This window comes from Streptomyces sp. NBC_01198, from assembly GCF_036010485.1.
GTDB lineage: Bacteria > Actinomycetota > Actinomycetes > Streptomycetales > Streptomycetaceae > Actinacidiphila.
The window spans coordinates 646,466-663,082 of record NZ_CP108568.1 but is presented as its reverse complement, the minus strand read 5'-3'; the positions used below and the strand labels follow the sequence as shown (position 1 = coordinate 663,082).

General features: G+C 72.2%; 19 protein-coding genes. 9 read left to right on the top strand and 10 right to left on the bottom strand.

Annotated features, from left to right (window positions below; all coding sequences use genetic code 11):
* Window positions 1–13 precede the first annotated feature (13 nt).
* The 7 genes from OG702_RS02975 to OG702_RS02945 all read left to right on the top strand — a co-directional run bounded on the left by OG702_RS02975 (window position 14) and on the right by OG702_RS02945 (window position 6,996).
* Window positions 14–1,129 (top strand): MFS transporter, encoded by a 1,116-nt coding sequence (locus OG702_RS02975; protein WP_327287295.1) that lies wholly within the window; start codon window positions 14–16, stop codon window positions 1,127–1,129.
* A 153-nt stretch (window positions 1,130–1,282) separates the two neighbouring features.
* Window positions 1,283–2,791, top strand: a complete 1,509-nt coding sequence (locus OG702_RS02970; protein WP_327287294.1) for a glutamate synthase subunit beta — start codon at window positions 1,283–1,285, stop codon at window positions 2,789–2,791.
* Window positions 2,792–2,935: 144 nt separating this feature from the next.
* The gene (locus OG702_RS02965; RefSeq protein WP_327287293.1) at window positions 2,936–3,247 is read left to right on the top strand and encodes an STAS domain-containing protein; all 312 of its coding nucleotides are present in this window, start codon (window positions 2,936–2,938) and stop codon (window positions 3,245–3,247) included.
* 5 nt (window positions 3,248–3,252) lie between these two features.
* Window positions 3,253–4,233, top strand: coding sequence for a sensor histidine kinase (locus tag OG702_RS02960; protein ID WP_327293064.1), 981 nt, complete (start codon window positions 3,253–3,255; stop codon window positions 4,231–4,233).
* A gap of 240 nt (window positions 4,234–4,473) precedes the next feature.
* Window positions 4,474–4,740 carry a DUF4235 domain-containing protein gene (locus OG702_RS02955; protein WP_327287292.1) on the top strand — a complete coding sequence of 89 codons (267 nt, stop codon included), beginning with the start codon at window positions 4,474–4,476 and terminating at the stop codon, window positions 4,738–4,740.
* 88 nt (window positions 4,741–4,828) lie between these two features.
* Window positions 4,829–5,533, top strand: a complete 705-nt coding sequence (locus OG702_RS02950; RefSeq protein ID WP_327287291.1) for an HAD family hydrolase — start codon at window positions 4,829–4,831, stop codon at window positions 5,531–5,533.
* A gap of 185 nt (window positions 5,534–5,718) precedes the next feature.
* A complete protein-coding gene (locus OG702_RS02945) occupies window positions 5,719–6,996 on the top strand; it encodes an AI-2E family transporter (protein ID WP_327287290.1) in 1,278 nt (425 codons plus the stop codon).
* Window positions 6,997–7,034: 38 nt separating this feature from the next.
* Here the strand turns inward: OG702_RS02945 and OG702_RS02940 are convergent, their stop codons facing one another.
* The 3 genes from OG702_RS02940 to ctaD form a co-directional block, all read right to left on the bottom strand.
* Entirely contained in the window at window positions 7,035–7,445 is a 411-nt protein-coding gene (locus OG702_RS02940) for a DUF2795 domain-containing protein (protein ID WP_327287289.1), read from the bottom strand.
* A 150-nt stretch (window positions 7,446–7,595) separates the two neighbouring features.
* Entirely contained in the window at window positions 7,596–7,937 is a 342-nt protein-coding gene (locus tag OG702_RS02935) for a hypothetical protein (RefSeq protein WP_327287288.1), read from the bottom strand.
* Between the two features lie 26 nt (window positions 7,938–7,963).
* The gene (gene ctaD, locus OG702_RS02930) at window positions 7,964–9,694 is read right to left on the bottom strand and encodes an aa3-type cytochrome oxidase subunit I (RefSeq protein WP_327287287.1); all 1,731 of its coding nucleotides are present in this window, start codon (window positions 9,692–9,694) and stop codon (window positions 7,964–7,966) included.
* Between the two features lie 375 nt (window positions 9,695–10,069).
* On the opposite strand from ctaD, the gene OG702_RS02925 reads away from it, so the two are divergent.
* A complete protein-coding gene (locus tag OG702_RS02925; RefSeq protein ID WP_327287286.1) occupies window positions 10,070–10,435 on the top strand; it encodes an SH3 domain-containing protein in 366 nt (121 codons plus the stop codon).
* Between the two features lie 84 nt (window positions 10,436–10,519).
* Here the strand turns inward: OG702_RS02925 and OG702_RS02920 are convergent, their stop codons facing one another.
* The 7 genes from OG702_RS02920 to OG702_RS02890 all read right to left on the bottom strand — a co-directional run bounded on the left by OG702_RS02920 (window position 10,520) and on the right by OG702_RS02890 (window position 15,717).
* Window positions 10,520–10,942: an ATP-binding protein gene (locus OG702_RS02920; protein ID WP_327287285.1), complete on the bottom strand. Its 423-nt coding sequence runs from the start codon at window positions 10,940–10,942 to the stop codon at window positions 10,520–10,522.
* A gap of 97 nt (window positions 10,943–11,039) precedes the next feature.
* Window positions 11,040–11,465, bottom strand: a complete 426-nt coding sequence (locus tag OG702_RS02915) for an STAS domain-containing protein (RefSeq protein ID WP_327287284.1) — start codon at window positions 11,463–11,465, stop codon at window positions 11,040–11,042.
* Window positions 11,462–12,865, bottom strand: a complete 1,404-nt coding sequence (locus tag OG702_RS02910) for a PP2C family protein-serine/threonine phosphatase (protein ID WP_327287283.1) — start codon at window positions 12,863–12,865, stop codon at window positions 11,462–11,464. Before OG702_RS02910 ends, OG702_RS02915 begins: the two co-directional genes overlap by 4 nt.
* On the bottom strand, window positions 12,862–14,076 hold the full coding sequence (locus OG702_RS02905; protein WP_327287282.1) for an ATP-binding SpoIIE family protein phosphatase: 1,215 nt from the start codon (window positions 14,074–14,076) through the stop codon (window positions 12,862–12,864). Before OG702_RS02905 ends, OG702_RS02910 begins: the two co-directional genes overlap by 4 nt.
* Window positions 14,064–14,474, bottom strand: a complete 411-nt coding sequence (locus OG702_RS02900) for an ATP-binding protein (RefSeq protein WP_327287281.1) — start codon at window positions 14,472–14,474, stop codon at window positions 14,064–14,066. The genes OG702_RS02905 and OG702_RS02900 overlap by 13 nt, the downstream gene beginning before the upstream one ends.
* A complete protein-coding gene (locus tag OG702_RS02895) occupies window positions 14,471–14,905 on the bottom strand; it encodes an STAS domain-containing protein (protein ID WP_327287280.1) in 435 nt (144 codons plus the stop codon). The genes OG702_RS02900 and OG702_RS02895 overlap by 4 nt, the downstream gene beginning before the upstream one ends.
* Window positions 14,902–15,717 carry an STAS domain-containing protein gene (locus tag OG702_RS02890; RefSeq protein ID WP_327287279.1) on the bottom strand — a complete coding sequence of 272 codons (816 nt, stop codon included), beginning with the start codon at window positions 15,715–15,717 and terminating at the stop codon, window positions 14,902–14,904. The genes OG702_RS02895 and OG702_RS02890 overlap by 4 nt, the downstream gene beginning before the upstream one ends.
* A gap of 243 nt (window positions 15,718–15,960) precedes the next feature.
* On the opposite strand from OG702_RS02890, the gene OG702_RS02885 reads away from it, so the two are divergent.
* The gene (locus OG702_RS02885) at window positions 15,961–16,581 is read left to right on the top strand and encodes an L-threonylcarbamoyladenylate synthase (protein WP_327287278.1); all 621 of its coding nucleotides are present in this window, start codon (window positions 15,961–15,963) and stop codon (window positions 16,579–16,581) included.
* The last annotated feature ends 36 nt before the right edge of the window (window positions 16,582–16,617 follow it).

Below are 16,617 nucleotides of genomic sequence, written 5' to 3'. Positions count from 1 at the left end.
ACCGGAGGATGCCGTGGACAGCCCCCAGCAGGTGCGTCCGGCGGCACCGGGCACGGCCGGGAGCCCTCCGCGCGCAGACCGCCGCTTCGGCACCTTCTGGCTCGGCCAGACCGTCTCCCAGTTCGGCGACCGGATCAGCGAACTGGCGCTGCCGCTCATCGCGGTGGCCCTGTTGCACGTGGGCGCGCGGCAGGCCGCCCTGCTGACGGCGCTGATATGGCTGCCGAACACGATGGCCCCGGTCGTCGGCGCCTGGGTCGACTCGCTCACCCACAAGAGGCGGCTGCTGGTCGCGGCCGACGTCCTGCGGGCAGCCGCGCTGGCGAGCCTGCCGGTCGCCTACGCGCTGGACGGGATCGGCCTCACTCAGCTGTACGTCGTCGGCGCGGTGACCGGCGTGGGGCAGACGGTGTTCGACGTCGCCTATCCGACGTTCTTCGTGACGCTCATACCCCGGTCCGGCTACGTGGCCGCCAACAGCAAGCTGAGCACGAGCCGTTCGGCCTCCTTCGTGGTCGGGCCGGCGGTCGGCGGCGCGCTCATCCAGACGGTCACGGCGCCCGTCGCGGTGGCCGTGGACGCGGTCTCCTTCCTGTTCTCCGCGACGATGATCGGCCGCATCAGGACCAGGGAGACACCGCCCGCGGCCGACGCGCACCTGCCGCTGCGCACCAGGATGGCCACCGGCGCCCGGTTCATCGCCCGGCACCCGGTCCTGCGCGCCAGCCTGGCCTGCTCGACGACGATGAACTTCTTCGTCTTCGCCGCGCAGGCCCTCGTCATCCTCTTCGCCAACCGGGTGCTCGGCCTGTCGGCGGGCACGATCGGACTGTCCCTCGGCGCGGGCGCGGCCGGCGGCCTGCTCGGCGCGGTCCTGGCGCGCAAGCTCGTCGACCTCGTCGGCCTGGGCCGGACGATCCTGCTGGGAGCCGTGCTCTACCCCAGCCCAATGGTGCTGCTGACGGTGGTCGGCGGCCCGCACTGGAAGAGCGCCCTGCTGCTCGGCGCGATGGAGTTCCTGTCGGGTCTCGGCGTGATGTTCTTCGACATCGCCAACAACAGCCTGTGGCTGCTGCCGTCCCCGATTCCCGGGATGGAGGTCGTACCGGAGCCGGTCGACGCGAGCTGAGCACACCCTGCGGCCCGGCCGCGTACGCCGGTGCGGCACCCCGCAGGACGCACCTCGCAGATTGGGCCCGCCGAACCGTCAATATCCGGGCAAAGCAGTCATAAACTGGGGTGAACGCCGTACAGCTCCGCAAGCGTGCGAGGGAGGCGGCGGATGACCGACATCTACGGCTTCATGAAGTACCCCCGCCGTGCGGTCCCGCCGCGCCCCGTCGAGGAGCGGCTGGGGGACTGGGACGAGGTCTACGCCGGGCAGCAGCTGCTCCCGGTCGTCTCCGAGCAGGCCTCCCGCTGCATGGACTGCGGCATACCGTTCTGCCACAACGGCTGCCCGCTGGGGAACCTCATCCCGGAGTGGAACGTGTACGCGGCCCACGGCGACTGGCAGGCCGCCGCCGAGCGGCTGCACGCCACGAACAACTTCCCCGAGTTCACCGGGCGGCTGTGCCCGGCCCCGTGCGAGGACGCGTGCGTGCTGGCCATCAACGCCGATCCGGTGACGATCAAGAACGTCGAGCAGGGCATCGCCGACCAGATCTGGGAGCGGGGATACGCCGAGCCGCAGCCCCCGGACCGGCTCAGCGAGAAGACCGTCGCCGTCGTCGGCTCGGGGCCCGCCGGTCTCGCGGCGGCCCAGCAGCTCACCCGCGGCGGCCACACCGTCGTCGTCTACGAGCGGGCCGACCGGATCGGCGGGCTGCTCCGCTACGGCATCCCCGCGTTCAAGATGGAGAAGAGGCAGATCGACCGCAGGATCGACCAGATGCGGGCGGAGGGCACCACCTTCCGCACCGGTGTGGACGTCGGCGGCGATCTCGACGCCGGCGAGCTCGCGAGGCGGCACGACGCGATGGTCGTCGCGGTGGGCGCCAGGGAGCAGCGGGACCTGCCGGTCCCCGGCCGGCGGCTGTCCGGCGTCCACCAGGCGATGGAGTACCTGACGCTGTCCAACCAGGCCGGGGAGGGCGACTACGCCGACTCGCCGATCACCGCCCAGGGCAGGCACGTGGTGATCGTCGGCGGCGGGGACACCGGCTCCGACTGCCTCGGCACGGTGCTCCGCCAGGGCGCGGCCTCCGTGCTCCAGCTCGACATCAACCCGGAACCGGAGACGGTCCGGCCGCAGGCCGAGCCCTGGCCGACGTATCCGCGCGTCTACCGGATCTCGCACGCCCACGAGGAGGCCAGGGGCCGGGCCGGCACCGATCCGCGGGTGTTCTCCGCCGCCACCCTCCGCTTCGAGGGGGACCAGGACGGCCAGGTGAAGGCGCTGCACCTGACGGAGGTGGAAGCCGCGGCGAGGCGCCCCAGGCCCGGGACGGAACGGGTGGTCCCGGCGGACCTGGTGCTGCTCGCACTGGGGTTCTCCGGACCCGAACGTGGCACCGGCCTGGCCGAGCAGCTCGGGCTGACGCTGGACGGCCGCGGGAACTTCGCCCGCGACGTCGGCTACGCGGCGCAGACCACCCACCCGGCGGGCCGCGACGGCTCTGAGGGGTCGGACGGGATCTTCGTCGCCGGCGACGCGGGCCGCGGTCAGTCCCTCGTGGTGTGGGCCATCGCGGAGGGCCGCTCCGCCGCGGCCGCCGCCGACCGCTACCTGACCGGCACCACCACCCTGCACGCCCCGGTCACCCCCGAGGACACCCCCTTCACCGTGTGACGCCGCCACCACTGCGCCCGAACCCCTCGCAACAGCGACATTCGGTACGTCTACCGCCTCTCCCCAGCGGCGGAACGACAGGTTACGATCTGGCGGGACAGGGCCGGAGGTGCGCGTGGATGGTTGGCAGGGCAGGCGTCGCCGGTGCACGCCCCCCGTCTGGAGGTCCAGGAGTTCCCGGGCCGGCACGCGCTGCGGATCGCCGGAGAAATCAGTGTGATCACCCGCCCTGCGTGGGAAGACGCTCTGAGACGCCTGAGTGACTACGGCGGGACGGTTCGGCTGGACCTGTCCGGCCTTGCCTTCTCCGACGTCGCCGGAGCCGGTGCGCTGGCCGTCGCGGCGCTGGACCTGGCCGCCGGGCGGCGTGTCGTTCTCGACCGCCCGCCGGCTTCGCTGCGGCGGGCGCTGGAGATCTTCCGGCCTGATGTGACCGCACTAGAGGTGGTGAAGTGACGAGCATGGGGACGCCGACCGAATCGTTCCTCCACCCGGCCCTGTTCTACCGGGACAGCGACTCCTATCTGGCCGGCACAGTGCCGTTCGTCGAGGCAGGGCTCGACGCGGGCGAAGCGGTGGCCGTGGCCGTACCCGGCAGCCGGCTGGCCCTGCTGGAAAGCGCGCTCGGCGCCGCCGCCGGGCGGGTCCGGCTGATCGACATGGAGCAGGCCGGCCGCAATCCGGGACGGATCATCCCCCGCATCCTGCGTGCCTTCGTCGACGCCCACGCCGGCACCCGGGTGCGGATCGTCGGCGAGCCGATCTGGGCCGGCCGCAGCGCGGCCGAATACGCGGCCTGCGCCCAGCACGAGGCGCTGGTCAACCACGCCTTCACCGGCCGCGAGGCCACCGTCCTGTGCCCCTTCGACATCTCCCGGCTCGACCGGCAGGTCCTCGACGACGCCCTGGCCACCCATCCGATGATCATCGAGGACGACGTCCCGCGCAGCAGCCCCGGCTACGCGCCCGACACCGTGGTCGACGCCTACAACCAGCCGTTCTCCCGCCCGTCCGGCAGCCCGGCCCGCGGCTTCGACGCGATGCTGCTGCCCGACACCCGCGCCTTCGCGGTACGCGAGGCGGTGGCTCTCGGCCTGCCGGCCGACCGGTGCGAGGACCTGGCGCTGGTCGTCGCCGAGCTCACCACCAACAGCGTGATCCACGGCGGCGGCACGGGCACCCTGCACATCTGGGCCGAGGGCGGCGACATCGTGTGCGAGGTCGAGGACGCCGGCCACATCGCCGACCCGCTGGCCGGCCGCCACATCCCGCCCCCCGGCCGCCCGGGCGGCCGCGGCCTCCTCCTGGTCAACTACCTCACCGACCTGGTCCGGATCCACACGACTCCCACCGGCACGGCCGTCCGCTGCCACCTCCGCCTGAGCCCGCCCCCGCCCTCCCCGGCGCCCGACGCCGACGCCACCGCCGGCCGTCTCCGCTGAGCGGTCCGGCGCGCGGTCCGGCGAGGGGACACCCCCCCCGGAGCGGATGCTCCCGGGCCGCCTCCAACAGTCGCCCGCTATCCGGCGCAGGTCGGGGTGAGCCGCCGATTCCGGGGCACGCGGACAGTCCAGGCGGACCGAGGAGAGGGTGCTTCGAATGAGGAGTGAGCGCGGGGCCGGAGCCCGGGGATGCCCGGGTCGGACGGAACTGGCGCAGGGGCGCCGGGGCGGAGTGCGGGGATGAAGGGCGCGGCGCTTGCGTACAAGCCCGTCGGGCTGATCCTCGGGGCCGTCAGCGGGGCCGTGGCCGGTGCGGTGTTCCGGCAGTCGTGGAAGCTGGTGACCCACGAGGACGAGGCCCCGGACGCCACCGACAAGGATCGCGGATGGCAGGAGATCCTGCTCGCGGCGGCCGTGCAGGGCGCCATCTTCGCGGTGGTCAAGGCCACCGTCGAGCGGGGCGGCGCCCACGTGGTGCAGCGTATGACCGGCAGCTGGCCCGAATGACGCTGCCAGGTCGGTCCGGGTCCGGCCGAGCGGAACCGTTCGGCCGGACCGGAGCTGCGCCATCCCCGGGACACCGAGAGGATGAGGCATGACCACGCCCGAGACACCCGGCGAGGACGCCGATGGAGCGGTGCTGTTCGACATCGACGGCACCCTGATGGACACCGTCTACCTGCACACGATCGCCTGGTGGGAGGCCCTGCGGCAGCAGGGGGCCCAGGTGCCCATGGCCCGGATCCACCGCAGCATCGGCATGGGCAGCGACCACCTGCTTGACGCCCTGCTCGGCACCGAGCGGGACCACGACGGGGACGAGGCGCTCAGCGCGGCCCACGACACCCTCTACGCGCAGTTCTGGTCCCGGCTGACCCCGCTGCCCGGCGCGCACGATCTGCTGCGGGCGTGTGCCGTACGCGGCTGGCGGGTGGTGCTGGCCTCGTCGGCCAAGGAGAAGGAGGCCGAGGTGATGATCGGTGCCCTCGACGCGGGCGACGCGATCGCGGCGGTCACCACCTCCTCCGACGTCTCGTCCAGCAAGCCGGCCCCGGACCTCGTCCAGCAGGCACTGGAGAAGGCCGGCGTGCCGGCCGAACGGGCGGTCTTCGTCGGGGACGCGACCTGGGACGGCGAGGCGGCCCGCAAGGCAGGCGTGCGCTGCCTCGGGGTGCTGACCGGCGGCTGGACCCGCGAGGAGCTGCGCGAGACCGGAATGGCGGCCGTCTACGACTCACCCGCCGACCTGCTCGCCCACCTGGACGACAGCCTGCTCGCCGCCCCGCCCGGCTGGGCCTGACCGGCACGCCCGGGGCTGCGGCCCCGGGCACTGCGTTACCCCCCCCGGTGGAGCCACGGCCGGCGTGCGTCGTCCGCGCAGGTGGGGGTAGACGCCCGCCGGGGTCGTGCCGTCGGCGGCAGGGTCCCGGGCCGCGCGTCGCGAGACGTGGGCCCAGGACCATCGCCACGAAGGGGGATGACGCAGTGTCCGACATACCGGCCCGAGCGATACCGAGGCCCGGTTCCGCAGCCCAGGAGCCGCACCGGCCCGACACCGCACCGGCCCCGGCAGAGCGGGAGGCCCGGCGGGCGGCCGGTGTCGCGGCGGCCGACCGGGACCGCGCCGGGGAGGACCGGACCGCGGAGGCGCCCGGCGAGGGCGCGGACGTCCAGGCCGTCGTCCAGGCCGCCGCTCCGGCCGCCGGAGGGAGGCTGCGCCGGCCGGTGCGGACGGCCGCCGTCCAGCGGTCCTGGTTCCAGATCGGCTTCGGGCTGGCACTCGGGGCGATCCTGGCGTGGCTGCTGGTCCAGACGGTGCTCAAGCTGAGCGAGCTGCTGACACTCCTGCTGCTCGCGGTCTTCATCGCGGTCAGCCTGGAGCCCGTCGTGGCCTGGCTGGGACGGCTCGGCCTGCGCCGGGGCTGGTCGGTGGCAGCGGTGCTCGCCGGGTTCGCCGGTGTGCTTGCCGGGTTCCTGGCCCTGATCATCCCGCCGGTCACCGACGCGGTGAACGCGCTGAGCGACGGCGTACCGCGCTGGCGGCAGCAGCTGCACGACCACCACTCCACCCTGGGGAGGCTGGAGGACCACTACCACATCATCGAGAAGGCGCAGTCGAAGCTCAGCTCCGGCGGCGCCTCCCAGGTGGCCGGCGGTGTGCTGGGGGCCGGTCAGCTGGTGATCAGCCTCATCACCTCGACGGTCATCGTGATCACCGTGACCCTCTACGTGATGGCGGCGCTGCCCACCATCAAGCAGTTCTGCTACCGCTTCGTCCCCGGCACCCGGCGTCCCCGCGTGCAGGCCGTCACCGAGGAGATCCTCCGGCGGGTCGGCCGCTACATGCTCGGCAACATCGTGACCTCGGCGATCGCCGGCCTTGCCACCTTCGTGTGGTGCGAGGTCATCGGCGTCCCCTACGCGGCCGCGCTGGGCATCTTCGTGGCGCTGATGGACATGGTGCCGGTGATCGGCTCGACCGTCGGCGGCATCGTGGTCAGCGTGGTGGCGCTGACCGTGTCCCTGCCGGTGGCCCTGGCCACGGCGGCCTTCTACGTCGGGTTCCGGGTCGCCGAGGACTACCTGATCATGCCCCGGGCCATGAAGTTCGCGGTGGACGTGCACCCCGTGGTGACCGTGGTCGCGGTGCTGGCCGGCGGGTCACTGCTGGGGATCATCGGCGGCCTGGTGGCGATCCCGGCCGCCGTGGCGCTCGGGATCGTGCTCGACGAGTACGTCTTCCCCCGCACCGACGCCTCCTAGCGGCGCCGGTCGTGCCTCCAGGGCTCATGTGGGCTGCCTCAGGCACGGCGGTCCTCGACGCCGAGGCCCATGGCGCGCATGACGTCCTGCACGTTCGTGTAGCGCTCGCCGGTGGGCAGGTCCTCGACGAGGTTCACCACGGAGTCCGGCGCCTGGTTGCGGCGCAGGGCGTCCAGCAGACCGTCCCGTTGCGCGGGGAAGACGCCCCGCTCCAGATGGCGGGCGAGTTCACTGCGGACGGACACGTCCAGCGGCGTCATGCCGGGCGGCGCGCCCCCGCCCTGGTCGGCGGGACGCAGCTCCGCGAGGGGCGGGTCCTCGCCGGACGGCTCCGGGTCGAAGGAGTCGTCCGACCGCTGCGTCCGGTTGCCCTGCAGCTCGCCCTGCATCTCCCGCTTGAGCTCGTCGTCGCGGACGAAGCCGGTCTTGTTGGTGCCCTGATCCGCCATGGCGTTCGCCTTCCTGCCGCTCAGCTGTACGTGCGGACGTCCACGGCAGTGCGCGTACCCGGGTAATACCGGCGAAAACCGACATGTACCGGAATCCGCCCTCGCGGGTGCGGGAGCCGGGCCGCTGCGCCCGGCCGCCCGGCCCGCGTGTCAGCGGGTGAAGAGCACCAGCCCCGCGCCCACCCCGACGGCCACCGCTACGGCGCCGAGCACCGCCGCCACACACCGCCGCTTCAGGTCCTCGTAGCGGGTGCTGTACTCGCCGCGCAGTTCGACCGCCCGGTCGCGGTTCCGCTCGAGTATGGCGCGGGAGGCGGCCACCCGGTCCGCCACGTAGACGCGCTCGACGTCGTCGCGCTGCGAGGTGGTCAGCCACGGCAGGTTCGCCGCGAAGGAGGAGGCCTTCCTGCGGGCCTCCTCGACCTCGGCGTTCCACAGCAGGTAGCCGGCCATCTCTTCGAGCCCGCGCTTGCCCTCGTCGGGTGCCCTCATCGGTCGTCCTCGGTTCGGCCGGGTGCTCACTTCTGCTTGTCGCCGGGAGCGATGGTGATCGACTTGTCCGGACGGTTCGTGGCGTCGTCCACGGCGGAGATCGAGGGGTGGTGCAGGTCGAACGCCGGGGATTCGGAACGGATACGCGGCAGCGAGGTGAAGTTGTGCCGCGGCGGCGGGCAGGACGTCGCCCACTCCAGGGAACGGCCGTAGCCCCAGGGGTCGTCCACCTCGACCTTCTTGCCGTACTTCGCGGTCTTCCACACGTTGTAGAAGAACGGCAGCATCGACAGGCCGAGCAGGAACGAGCTGATCGTGGAGACCGTGTTCAGCGTGGTGAATCCGTCCTGGGCCAGATAGTCGGCGTAGCGCCGCGGCATTCCCTCGGCGCCCAGCCAGTGCTGGACCAGGAAGGTGCCGTGGAAGCCGAGGAAGAGCGACCAGAAGGTCATCTTCCCCAGCCGCTCGTCGAGCATCTTGCCGGTCATCTTCGGCCACCAGAAGTGGAATCCGGCGAACATCGCGAAGACCACCGTGCCGAAGACCACGTAGTGGAAATGGGCCACCACGAAGTACGAGTCGGACACGTGGAAGTCCAGCGGCGGCGCGGCCAGGATGACACCGGTCAGACCGCCGAAGAGGAAGGTCACCAGGAATCCCACCGACCAGAGCATCGGCGTCTCGAAACTCAGTGACCCCTTCCACATCGTGCCGATCCAGTTGAAGAACTTCACACCGGTGGGCACCGCGATCAGGAAGGTCACGAAGGAGAAGAACGGCAGCAGCACACCGCCGGTGACGTACATGTGGTGCGCCCACACCGTCACCGACAGGCCCGCGATGGAGATGGTGGCCGCCACCAGCCCGATGTAGCCGAACATCGGCTTGCGGGCGAAGACCGGCAGGATCTCCGAGACGATGCCGAAGAACGGCAACGCGATGATGTACACCTCGGGATGGCCGAAGAACCAGAACAGGTGCTGCCAGAGCAGGGCGCCGCCATTGGCGGAGTCGAAGATGTGCGCGCCGAATTTTCGGTCCGCTTCGAGTGCCAGCAGCGCGCCGGCCAGGACCGGGAACGCGAGGATCACGAGCACCGAGGTGAGCAGCACGTTCCACACGAAGATCGGCATGCGGAACATCGTCATACCGGGCGCGCGCATGCAGATGATCGTGGTGATGAAGTTGACCGCACCGAGGATGGTGCCGAAACCGGAGAAGGCCAGCCCCATGGTCCACATGTCCCCGCCTACGCCGGGGGTGTGGACCGCGCTGGACAGCGGCGAGTACGCGAACCAGCCGAAGTCGGCCGCGCCCTGCGGGGTGACGAAGCCGCCCATCGCGATGAGCGAGCCGAACAGGTAGAGCCAGTAGGCGAACATGTTCAGCCGCGGGAACGCCACGTCGGGCGCGCCGATCTGCAGCGGCATGATCCAGTTGGTGAAACCGGCGAAGAGCGGCGTCGCGAACATCAGGAGCATCGCGGTGCCGTGCATCGTGAAGGCCTGGTTGTACTGCTCGTTGGACAGGAACTGGGTTCCGGGCCTTGCGAGTTCGGCCCGCATCAGCAGCGCCATGACCCCGGCGACGATGAAGAAGGCGAAGGACGTGGTCAGGTACAGGGTGCCGATCGTCTTGTGATCGGTGCTGGAGGCCCAGTTCACGATCAGGCTGCCGGGGCGCTTGCGTTTGGCGGGTACTTCGTCCGCGTAGGACTCGTCGAGGTCGGCGGTCTCCGGGGTGTCGCTAGTGGTCACGTTCCACTCCGCCCGGGCGCAAAGGTATTCGGCATGGAAGCAGACTCTCCTCACCGCGGTACGCCTCCGCACCAGCCACGCCGCTGATTCCTCCGATGGAGGGAGCGCGGGTGGCCGGTGCTGACGGCCCGGGGCGCGGGGGAGCCATCCCGCGCCGGGACCTCGGCGGGGGAGGCCGTATCGCTCGCCGGGGCGGGCGGCGGTGCGGGCCGCATGCCCCCGAACGGGTTGTGTCCTGTGGGCCGACCGGGGGATATCCGGTGCGAAGGTGATGGCCCGCCGCGCGGACGGGAGGACGCTCGGCGGGCGGGGCTGTCCCCGCGCAGCGACTCACCACCGGCCATCCGGTGGGCTCGACCAGGAAGGCACGCACTCATGCAGCTGTTCGGCACGTCGAAGTTGATCGCCACCGTCGCGTTGACCGCGGGGGCGGCCGCCCTGAGCGTACTGGGAGCCGCGCCGGCAGGCGCCAGCCCCACCGGCCTCGTGCCCGCGTCCGTACGGGCCGCCGCACCGGTCGACGGCAGGGTCGTCTCGAATCTGCCCCTGACCATCCGCAGCGCGGCCACCACGAACTCCACAGCCCTGGGCAGTTACGCGCCGGGGACCATCGTCCACCTCACCTGCAAGAAGAACGGGCAGGTCGTCGACGGCAACCCGCGCTGGTACAAGCTGTCCGACCGGACCGGCTGGCTGGCGGCGCGCTACGTCCTCAACCTCGGCACCGTGCCGTGGTGCTGACCGGCCGATCGGCGGGCTGAGCCCGCTTCCCCCGGCCCGACCCGGCCTCGCCGGCGGTGGCGCCCCGCGAACGGCGCGTCACCGTCAGCGGCCGACCTCCAGCCAGACGACCTTGCCCGTGGGGCCTTCCGTGACGCCCCAGGCGTGCGCGAGCCTGACCACCAGGCGTATGCCGAAACCGCCCGGGACCGTGGGCCGGTCGGGCGCCAGCGTGGGCAGCTCAGAGCCGGAGTCGGCCATCTCCACCCGCACGCCGGCCTCGGTGCCGCGCAGCACCAGGTGATACGGAGCCTTCCCGTGCCGGCAGGCGTTCGTCACCAGTTCCGACACCAGCAGCAGAACGTCGTCCGCCGCCGTCTGCGCGCGCGTGTCGGCCGCCGGCAGCCAGCCGAGCTCGGTGAGGGCCTGCCGGGCGAACTCGCGTCCCGCCACCACTGCGCCGCCGTCCGCCTCCAGATCCAGGCGGAACACGCCGTCCATCCCGGCGGCCGACGTCGACTCGCTCATGTGCTCCCGTCCTGGCGTCGGCAGCGCCGCGCGTGATCTCTGGGCGGGCACCCGCGGGTGCCCGCACTGGCAGTGACGTCGAACCGTCCCGTGCGGTTCATCCGGACTCCCCGGGGCCGGCCGGAGGCACCCGGTCCAGTGCTTCACGACGGGTGGCGCGCACGGCCACGATCGTGTCCACACCCGACATCTCCAGCACGCGCTCCACCGACGGCTGCACCGCCGCGAGGGTGAGCGCGGCGCCCCGGTCCACCGCGATGCTCCGCGCGCCGACCAGGACGTTCAGCCCGGCCGAGTCGCAGAACGTCAGACCGGCGCAGTCGACCACCACGTGGACGCCGTCGGCGTCCAGGGCACGGCCCATCCACTCCCGCAGAACCGAGGCGCTACCGTAGTCCAGCTCTCCGCTCAGCACCAGGACCCTGGTTCTGCCGTCGGCCTCCAGTTCCACCGACAGGCTGCCCGGCACCTGCCCGGTGCCGGCGCCGTGCGGTGCTGTCGTGTTCTCGTTCCGGCCGGTCATCCGGTCACCTCTTTCCCGTCCACATGGGCGACGAAGACGACGATGTCGTCCTCCTGTTGTCCGCTGAAGGTGTTCACGAGGGTGTCACACAGCCGGTCGGGGGCGTCGGGCGCGCCGACCGCCACGCCGCGCAGTTCGGCCATCCGCTCGCGCAGGTCGGTGCCACGGGTCTCGACGAGCCCGTCGGTGAACAGCAGGATCCGGTCGCCCGGGGCGAGCTTGTGCACGGTGCCGCAGGGCTGGGGGAGTTTCAGGCCGAGCATCGGGCCGTGCTCGTGGATGTACGAGGCCTCCCCGTCGGCCGGCATCAGCAGCGGCGGGATGTGTCCGGCGTTGGCGACGGTGAAGCGGTCGTTGCCGGGCTCGATCAGGATGATGCACACCGTGGCGGTCCAGCCTGGCTGGTGGCGGTCCATCAGGCCGTCGAGCCGTTCCAGCAGGACGTGCGGCGGGTGGCCCTCCGCGGTGTAGGCCCGCAGCGCGTGCCGGAGCTCGCCCATGACGATGGCGGCCTGCAGCGAGTGGCCCACCACGTCGCCGACCGCCAGCAGCAGCCCGGTGGGCGTGTCGACGGCTTCGTAGAAGTCCCCGCCGATCTCGGTCTGGCTGGCCGCGGGCAGGTAGCGCACCGCCAGGTTCACCCCGGCCGCGGTCGGCAGCGTGTCGGGCAGGAAGGTGCGCTGCAGGGTCAGGGCGAGCTGGTGCTCCTCGCTGTAGAGCGCCACGACACCGCGGTTGGTCTCGTCCAGCTCCTGGGAGAGTTCGGCGTACAGCGCCATCACGCCCTGGTTGGTCTCCTGGAGCTCCTGGTTGAGCTGTTCGAGCTCGTCACGCTGGGCGCGGGACTCCTCCAGGGCGGCGAGCAGGTCCTGCGTCTGCGCGCGCAGGTCGTCGATCGCGCTGGTCGGCCCGTCGGCCCGCAGCCTGGCCCGGATGCCCTCGGCCTGCCGGGCCGGCTCGACCCCGTCGACCGACCTCGGCAGCGGGCACGCGACGACGACCCGCCCGCCGGGGCCGCCGCCCGCCGTACCGTCGGCGCCGGAGCCCGGTTCGTACGTGGTGCGCGGCAGCAGCCGGGTCACCGCGTCCAGCGACTCACGGCCCGGGGCCCGCGAGTCCGTCCAGCGGAACTCCACCCGCAGCACGGACCAGGGGCGCGGGTCCAGCAGGAAGGTGGCCGTCATCGGGGCCGGGCGCAGCAGGTCGCGGCCGAGCTCGCTCAGCGCGGTGGCCAGCCGGACCTGGTCGTGCCGTTCGAGACCCGCGGCCACCGCGGCGGTCTTGGCCTGCCTGCGCAGGGTGAAGACGTCCTGCTCGCTGCCGACGGTCATCGCCAGCAGGACGATCTCGTCACGTTCGTGCCTGCCCCCGGCGGGGCCCGGTTGGCGTTCCCAGGTCACCACAACCCCTTGGCGACCACGACGCTGGCGTCGTCCCTGCGCGTGCCCGCCTGGCGCAGCAGATGGGCCGCGATCAGCGTCGCCGGGCGGGACAGGACCGGGGCGAGATCTGCGGGACGCCAGCGCTCGCTCAGGCCGTCGGAGTGCATCACGAGCGTGCCGTCCTCGGGCAGCGCGTGCCGGTAGGTCCGCAGCCGGTGCATCTGGTGGCCCACGATGCCCGGCTGGGACAGCAGGTTGGTGCGGCTGTCCGGGGTGACCAGGGCGGCGGCGATGTTGCCCACCCCGCAGAACGTCAGCTCCCCGCCGGCCCGTTCGATCCGCACGACCGCCAGCGCCGCCCCGCGGGTCCTGGCCAGCGCCCGGTGGATCTCCTGGACCGCCTGCTCGGGGGTGCGCGACCGCCCGGCGCGGAAGGCGTTGACGGCTTCCCGCCCCGCGGTCGCCGCCAGCGGGCCGTGGCCGAGACCGTCGCAGAGCATCACCAGCACCGCGTCGCCGGGCCCCGGCGCCACTGCGGACACCGACCCCTCGAAGCGGGTGGCCGGCGCGGCAGGCGCGGGGGAGTCGGCCGAGCGGGCCCGCCGGCCGGTCAGCACGGACCAGTCCATCAGGGACCCGGGGGCGTTGGCCTGCGCCCGTGGCTGCGGTTGCGGCTCGGGGGCGGCGGCGGGAGCCGCACCGGTGTCGGCACGCGTCGCCCAGGCGTCGCCGCACTCCTGCTCCCCGCTCATCGGGCGCGTGATGCCCGCCACGGCGGGTTCGTTCCCGGTCAGGCGCGGCGGGGTGCCGCGCGGCCAGAACCTGGCCAGCAGGACCGTGCCCCGGCCGGGAACCGAATGCAGCTCGAAGGCGTCGGACAGCCGGCGCACCGCTCCCAGACCGATGCCGAGGGTGCCGGTGCTGGACTCGCCGTCGCGCAGCGCCAGGGCGACATCGGCGATGCCGGGCCCGCTGTCGATGGCGAGCAGCTCCACCCCGGCCACGTCCGCGGTGCGCAGCACCCGCAGCAGCAGGGTGCCCTCCTCCGCGTGCTTGCGGAGGTTGGTCCCGATCTCGGCGACGGCCAGCACGAGCTCACCGGTGCGCTGCTCGCTCAGTCCGATCCGGCGGCCCAGTGCCGCCGCGGCGCCGCGGGCTGCCTCCGGCTCGTCGCGGAACGCGTTCACGTCCTCGCTCTCCAGCAGCAGGGCGGCGCTCACCGGGCCCACTTGGCGATGGTCACCGTGGTGCCCTGTCCCGGCGCCGTCTCGATGGTGAAGTCGTCGACCAGGCGGCGCGACCCGGACAGGCCGAGTCCCATGCCGCTGCCCGACGTCCAGCCGTCGGTGAGGGCCAGTTCCAGGTCCAGGATGCCGGGGCCCTGGTCGGTGAAGACCGCCCGTACCCCTCGCCGGCCGTGGACCTCGACGACAGCCGCGATCATCATCCCGCCGCCGCCGTAGGTCAGCGTGTTGCGCGCCAGTTCGCTCGCCGCGGTGACGAGCTTGGTCTGTTCGACCAGCGACAGGCGGCACTCCTGCGCGAGGGTACGGACGAGCTGGCGGGCTCGCACCACGCCGTCGTTCGACTCGATCGGCAGTTCGTGCCCCCCGTCGGCCGGCGTCACCGTACAGCCGGGTCGGTCTGTGCGGAGTCCCCGCCCTCGGCGGGAAGGTCCTCCGCCCGGTCGGCCAGGGCACGTGAACGGCTGCGTTCCAGCATGCCGAGGCCCTTCTCCAAGGTGAGCGCCGTCTTCACGCCGCCGAGCGAGAGGCCCAGCTCCACCAGCGTGATGGCGACCGCGGGGCGCATGCCCGCCACCACCGTCTCCGCGTCGAGCATGCGGGAGATCGAGGCGATGGTCGCCAGCATGCGGCCGACGAAGGAGTCCACGATCTCGACGGCGGTGATGTCGATGACCACCCCGTGCGCCCCGGTCTCCACCACCTGGGCCGCGAGGTCGTCCTGCAGGTTCATCACCGCCTCGTCGTCCAGGTCGGTCTGGATGGAGACCAGCAGGACCTGTCCGATCCGCAGGACGGGTACCCGTTCGCTCATCGGGCGGGGCTCGTTCCGCTGGCCGGGAGCGTCGCGGCGCCGGAGCGCCTGATCGCGTGGCGCAGGGCGTCGGCGAGGGTGGCCTTGGTGACGATGTCCCCGAAGTCGATACCCAGCGCGACGATGGTCTGCGCGATCTGCGGGCGGATGCCGGATATCGCGCACTCGGCACCCATCAGCCGCGCGGCGACGACCGTCTTGAGGAGGTGCTGTGCCACCTGGGTGTCCACCGCCGGTACCCCGGTGATGTCGATGATGGCCTGGTCGGAACCGGTGTCGATGAGCGCCTGGAGCATCTTCTCCATGACGACCATCGTCCGCGCCGAGTCCAGCGTGCCGACCAGCGGCACCCCGATCACGCCGTCCCAGAGCTTGACCACGGGGGTGGACAGTTCGAGCAGCTGCTCGGCCTGGGCGCTGATCAGCTCCTCGCGCGTCCTGGCGTACACCTCCACGGTGAACAGGCCCAGCGCGTCCAGCAGCCGGGAGAGCTCGAGATACGCCGGGACGTCCGCCTCGCGGTCGGCCAGTACCGGCTCCAGCACCGACTTCAGCGCGAAAACGCCGGTCGCGGTCTCGGTGGGGGTGAACCCCTGCCGGGCCCGGCTGCGCGAAAGCTCCGACAGCAGCGCCCGCACCTCGGCGAACTCCTCGCCGTGCGGGTCGGAGCCGCCCTTGCGCAGGGTGCCGAGCAGCGCCGCGTACAGCTCCCGCAGCTCGCGGTCGACCTCGGCCCGGCTGACCCGGCCCGCCAGCGAGGTCGCGACCACGGACACCCACTCCGCGGCCAGATCCCGGTCCGGAACGGACATCAGGTCTGCCAACCGGCCGTTTATGTCCCCATCAGTCACAACACACTTCCCAGCTTCGTGGCGGACGCAAGTTCTGGGAATACTAGGTCACCCCCGCCCGCTCCCGTGCGGTCGGGCGATACCGGTCAGATCACACTGCCGCTCCTGGTGGGCGGGCCCGGACGCCCGGCGGGGTCAGCCGGGCCGGGGCCGCGGAGCCCGCCGGTGACCGGCAACGGGCGGGAAGCGCCATAGGCTTGGCCGATGGCACGATACTTCGACGTACACCCGGAAAACCCCCAGCCGCGCATCATCAGCGCGGTGGCCGACAGCCTCCGCTCCGGCGCCCTCGTCGCGTACCCGACGGACTCCTGCTACGCCCTGGGCTGCCAGCTGGGCAACCGGGACGGCATCGACCGCATCCGGTCGATCAGGAACCTCGACGAGCGGCACCACTTCACCCTGGTCTGCCAGAACTTCGCGCAGCTCGGCCAGTTCGTGCAGATCGACAACGACGTCTTCCGGGCCATCAAGGCGGCGACCCCGGGCAGCTACACCTTCATCCTGCCGGCGACCAGGGAGGTGCCGCGCCAGCTGCTGCACCCCAAGAAGAAGACCGTCGGCGTCCGGATCCCCGACCATGTCGTGACCCAGGCGCTGCTCGCCGAGCTCGGCGAGCCGCTGGTCTCCAGCACCCTGCTGCTGCCCGACGAGGCCGAGCCGATGACGCAGGGCTGGGAGATCAAGGAACGCCTCGACCACGTGGTGGACGCCGTGGTCGACTCGGGCGACTGCGGCACCGAACCCACCACGGTGGTCGACTTCTCCAGCGGCGAGGCCGAGATCCTCCGGCGCGGCGCCGGCGACCACGCACGCTTCGAGTGACCGGCCGCGGTCGCCGGTGCGGCCGGACGCGGGGCC

Excerpts from the sequence above, each read along its gene's own strand:
- OG702_RS02970 (WP_327287294.1), top strand. The coding sequence starts at position 1,283 with ATGACCGACATCTACGGCTTCATGAAGTACCCCCGCCGTGCGGTCCCG.
- OG702_RS02960 (WP_327293064.1), top strand. The coding sequence starts at position 3,253 with ATGGGGACGCCGACCGAATCGTTCCTCCACCCGGCCCTGTTCTACCGG.
- OG702_RS02955 (WP_327287292.1), top strand. The coding sequence starts at position 4,474 with ATGAAGGGCGCGGCGCTTGCGTACAAGCCCGTCGGGCTGATCCTCGGG.
- OG702_RS02950 (WP_327287291.1), top strand. The coding sequence starts at position 4,829 with ATGACCACGCCCGAGACACCCGGCGAGGACGCCGATGGAGCGGTGCTG.
- OG702_RS02940 (WP_327287289.1), bottom strand. The coding sequence starts at position 7,445 with ATGGCGGATCAGGGCACCAACAAGACCGGCTTCGTCCGCGACGACGAG.
- OG702_RS02935 (WP_327287288.1), bottom strand. The coding sequence starts at position 7,937 with ATGAGGGCACCCGACGAGGGCAAGCGCGGGCTCGAAGAGATGGCCGGC.
- OG702_RS02925 (WP_327287286.1), top strand. The coding sequence starts at position 10,070 with ATGCAGCTGTTCGGCACGTCGAAGTTGATCGCCACCGTCGCGTTGACC.
- OG702_RS02920 (WP_327287285.1), bottom strand. The coding sequence starts at position 10,942 with ATGAGCGAGTCGACGTCGGCCGCCGGGATGGACGGCGTGTTCCGCCTG.
- OG702_RS02915 (WP_327287284.1), bottom strand. The coding sequence starts at position 11,465 with ATGACCGGCCGGAACGAGAACACGACAGCACCGCACGGCGCCGGCACC.
- OG702_RS02895 (WP_327287280.1), bottom strand. The coding sequence starts at position 14,905 with ATGAGCGAACGGGTACCCGTCCTGCGGATCGGACAGGTCCTGCTGGTC.
- OG702_RS02890 (WP_327287279.1), bottom strand. The coding sequence starts at position 15,717 with ATGTCCGTTCCGGACCGGGATCTGGCCGCGGAGTGGGTGTCCGTGGTC.
- OG702_RS02885 (WP_327287278.1), top strand. The coding sequence starts at position 15,961 with ATGGCACGATACTTCGACGTACACCCGGAAAACCCCCAGCCGCGCATC.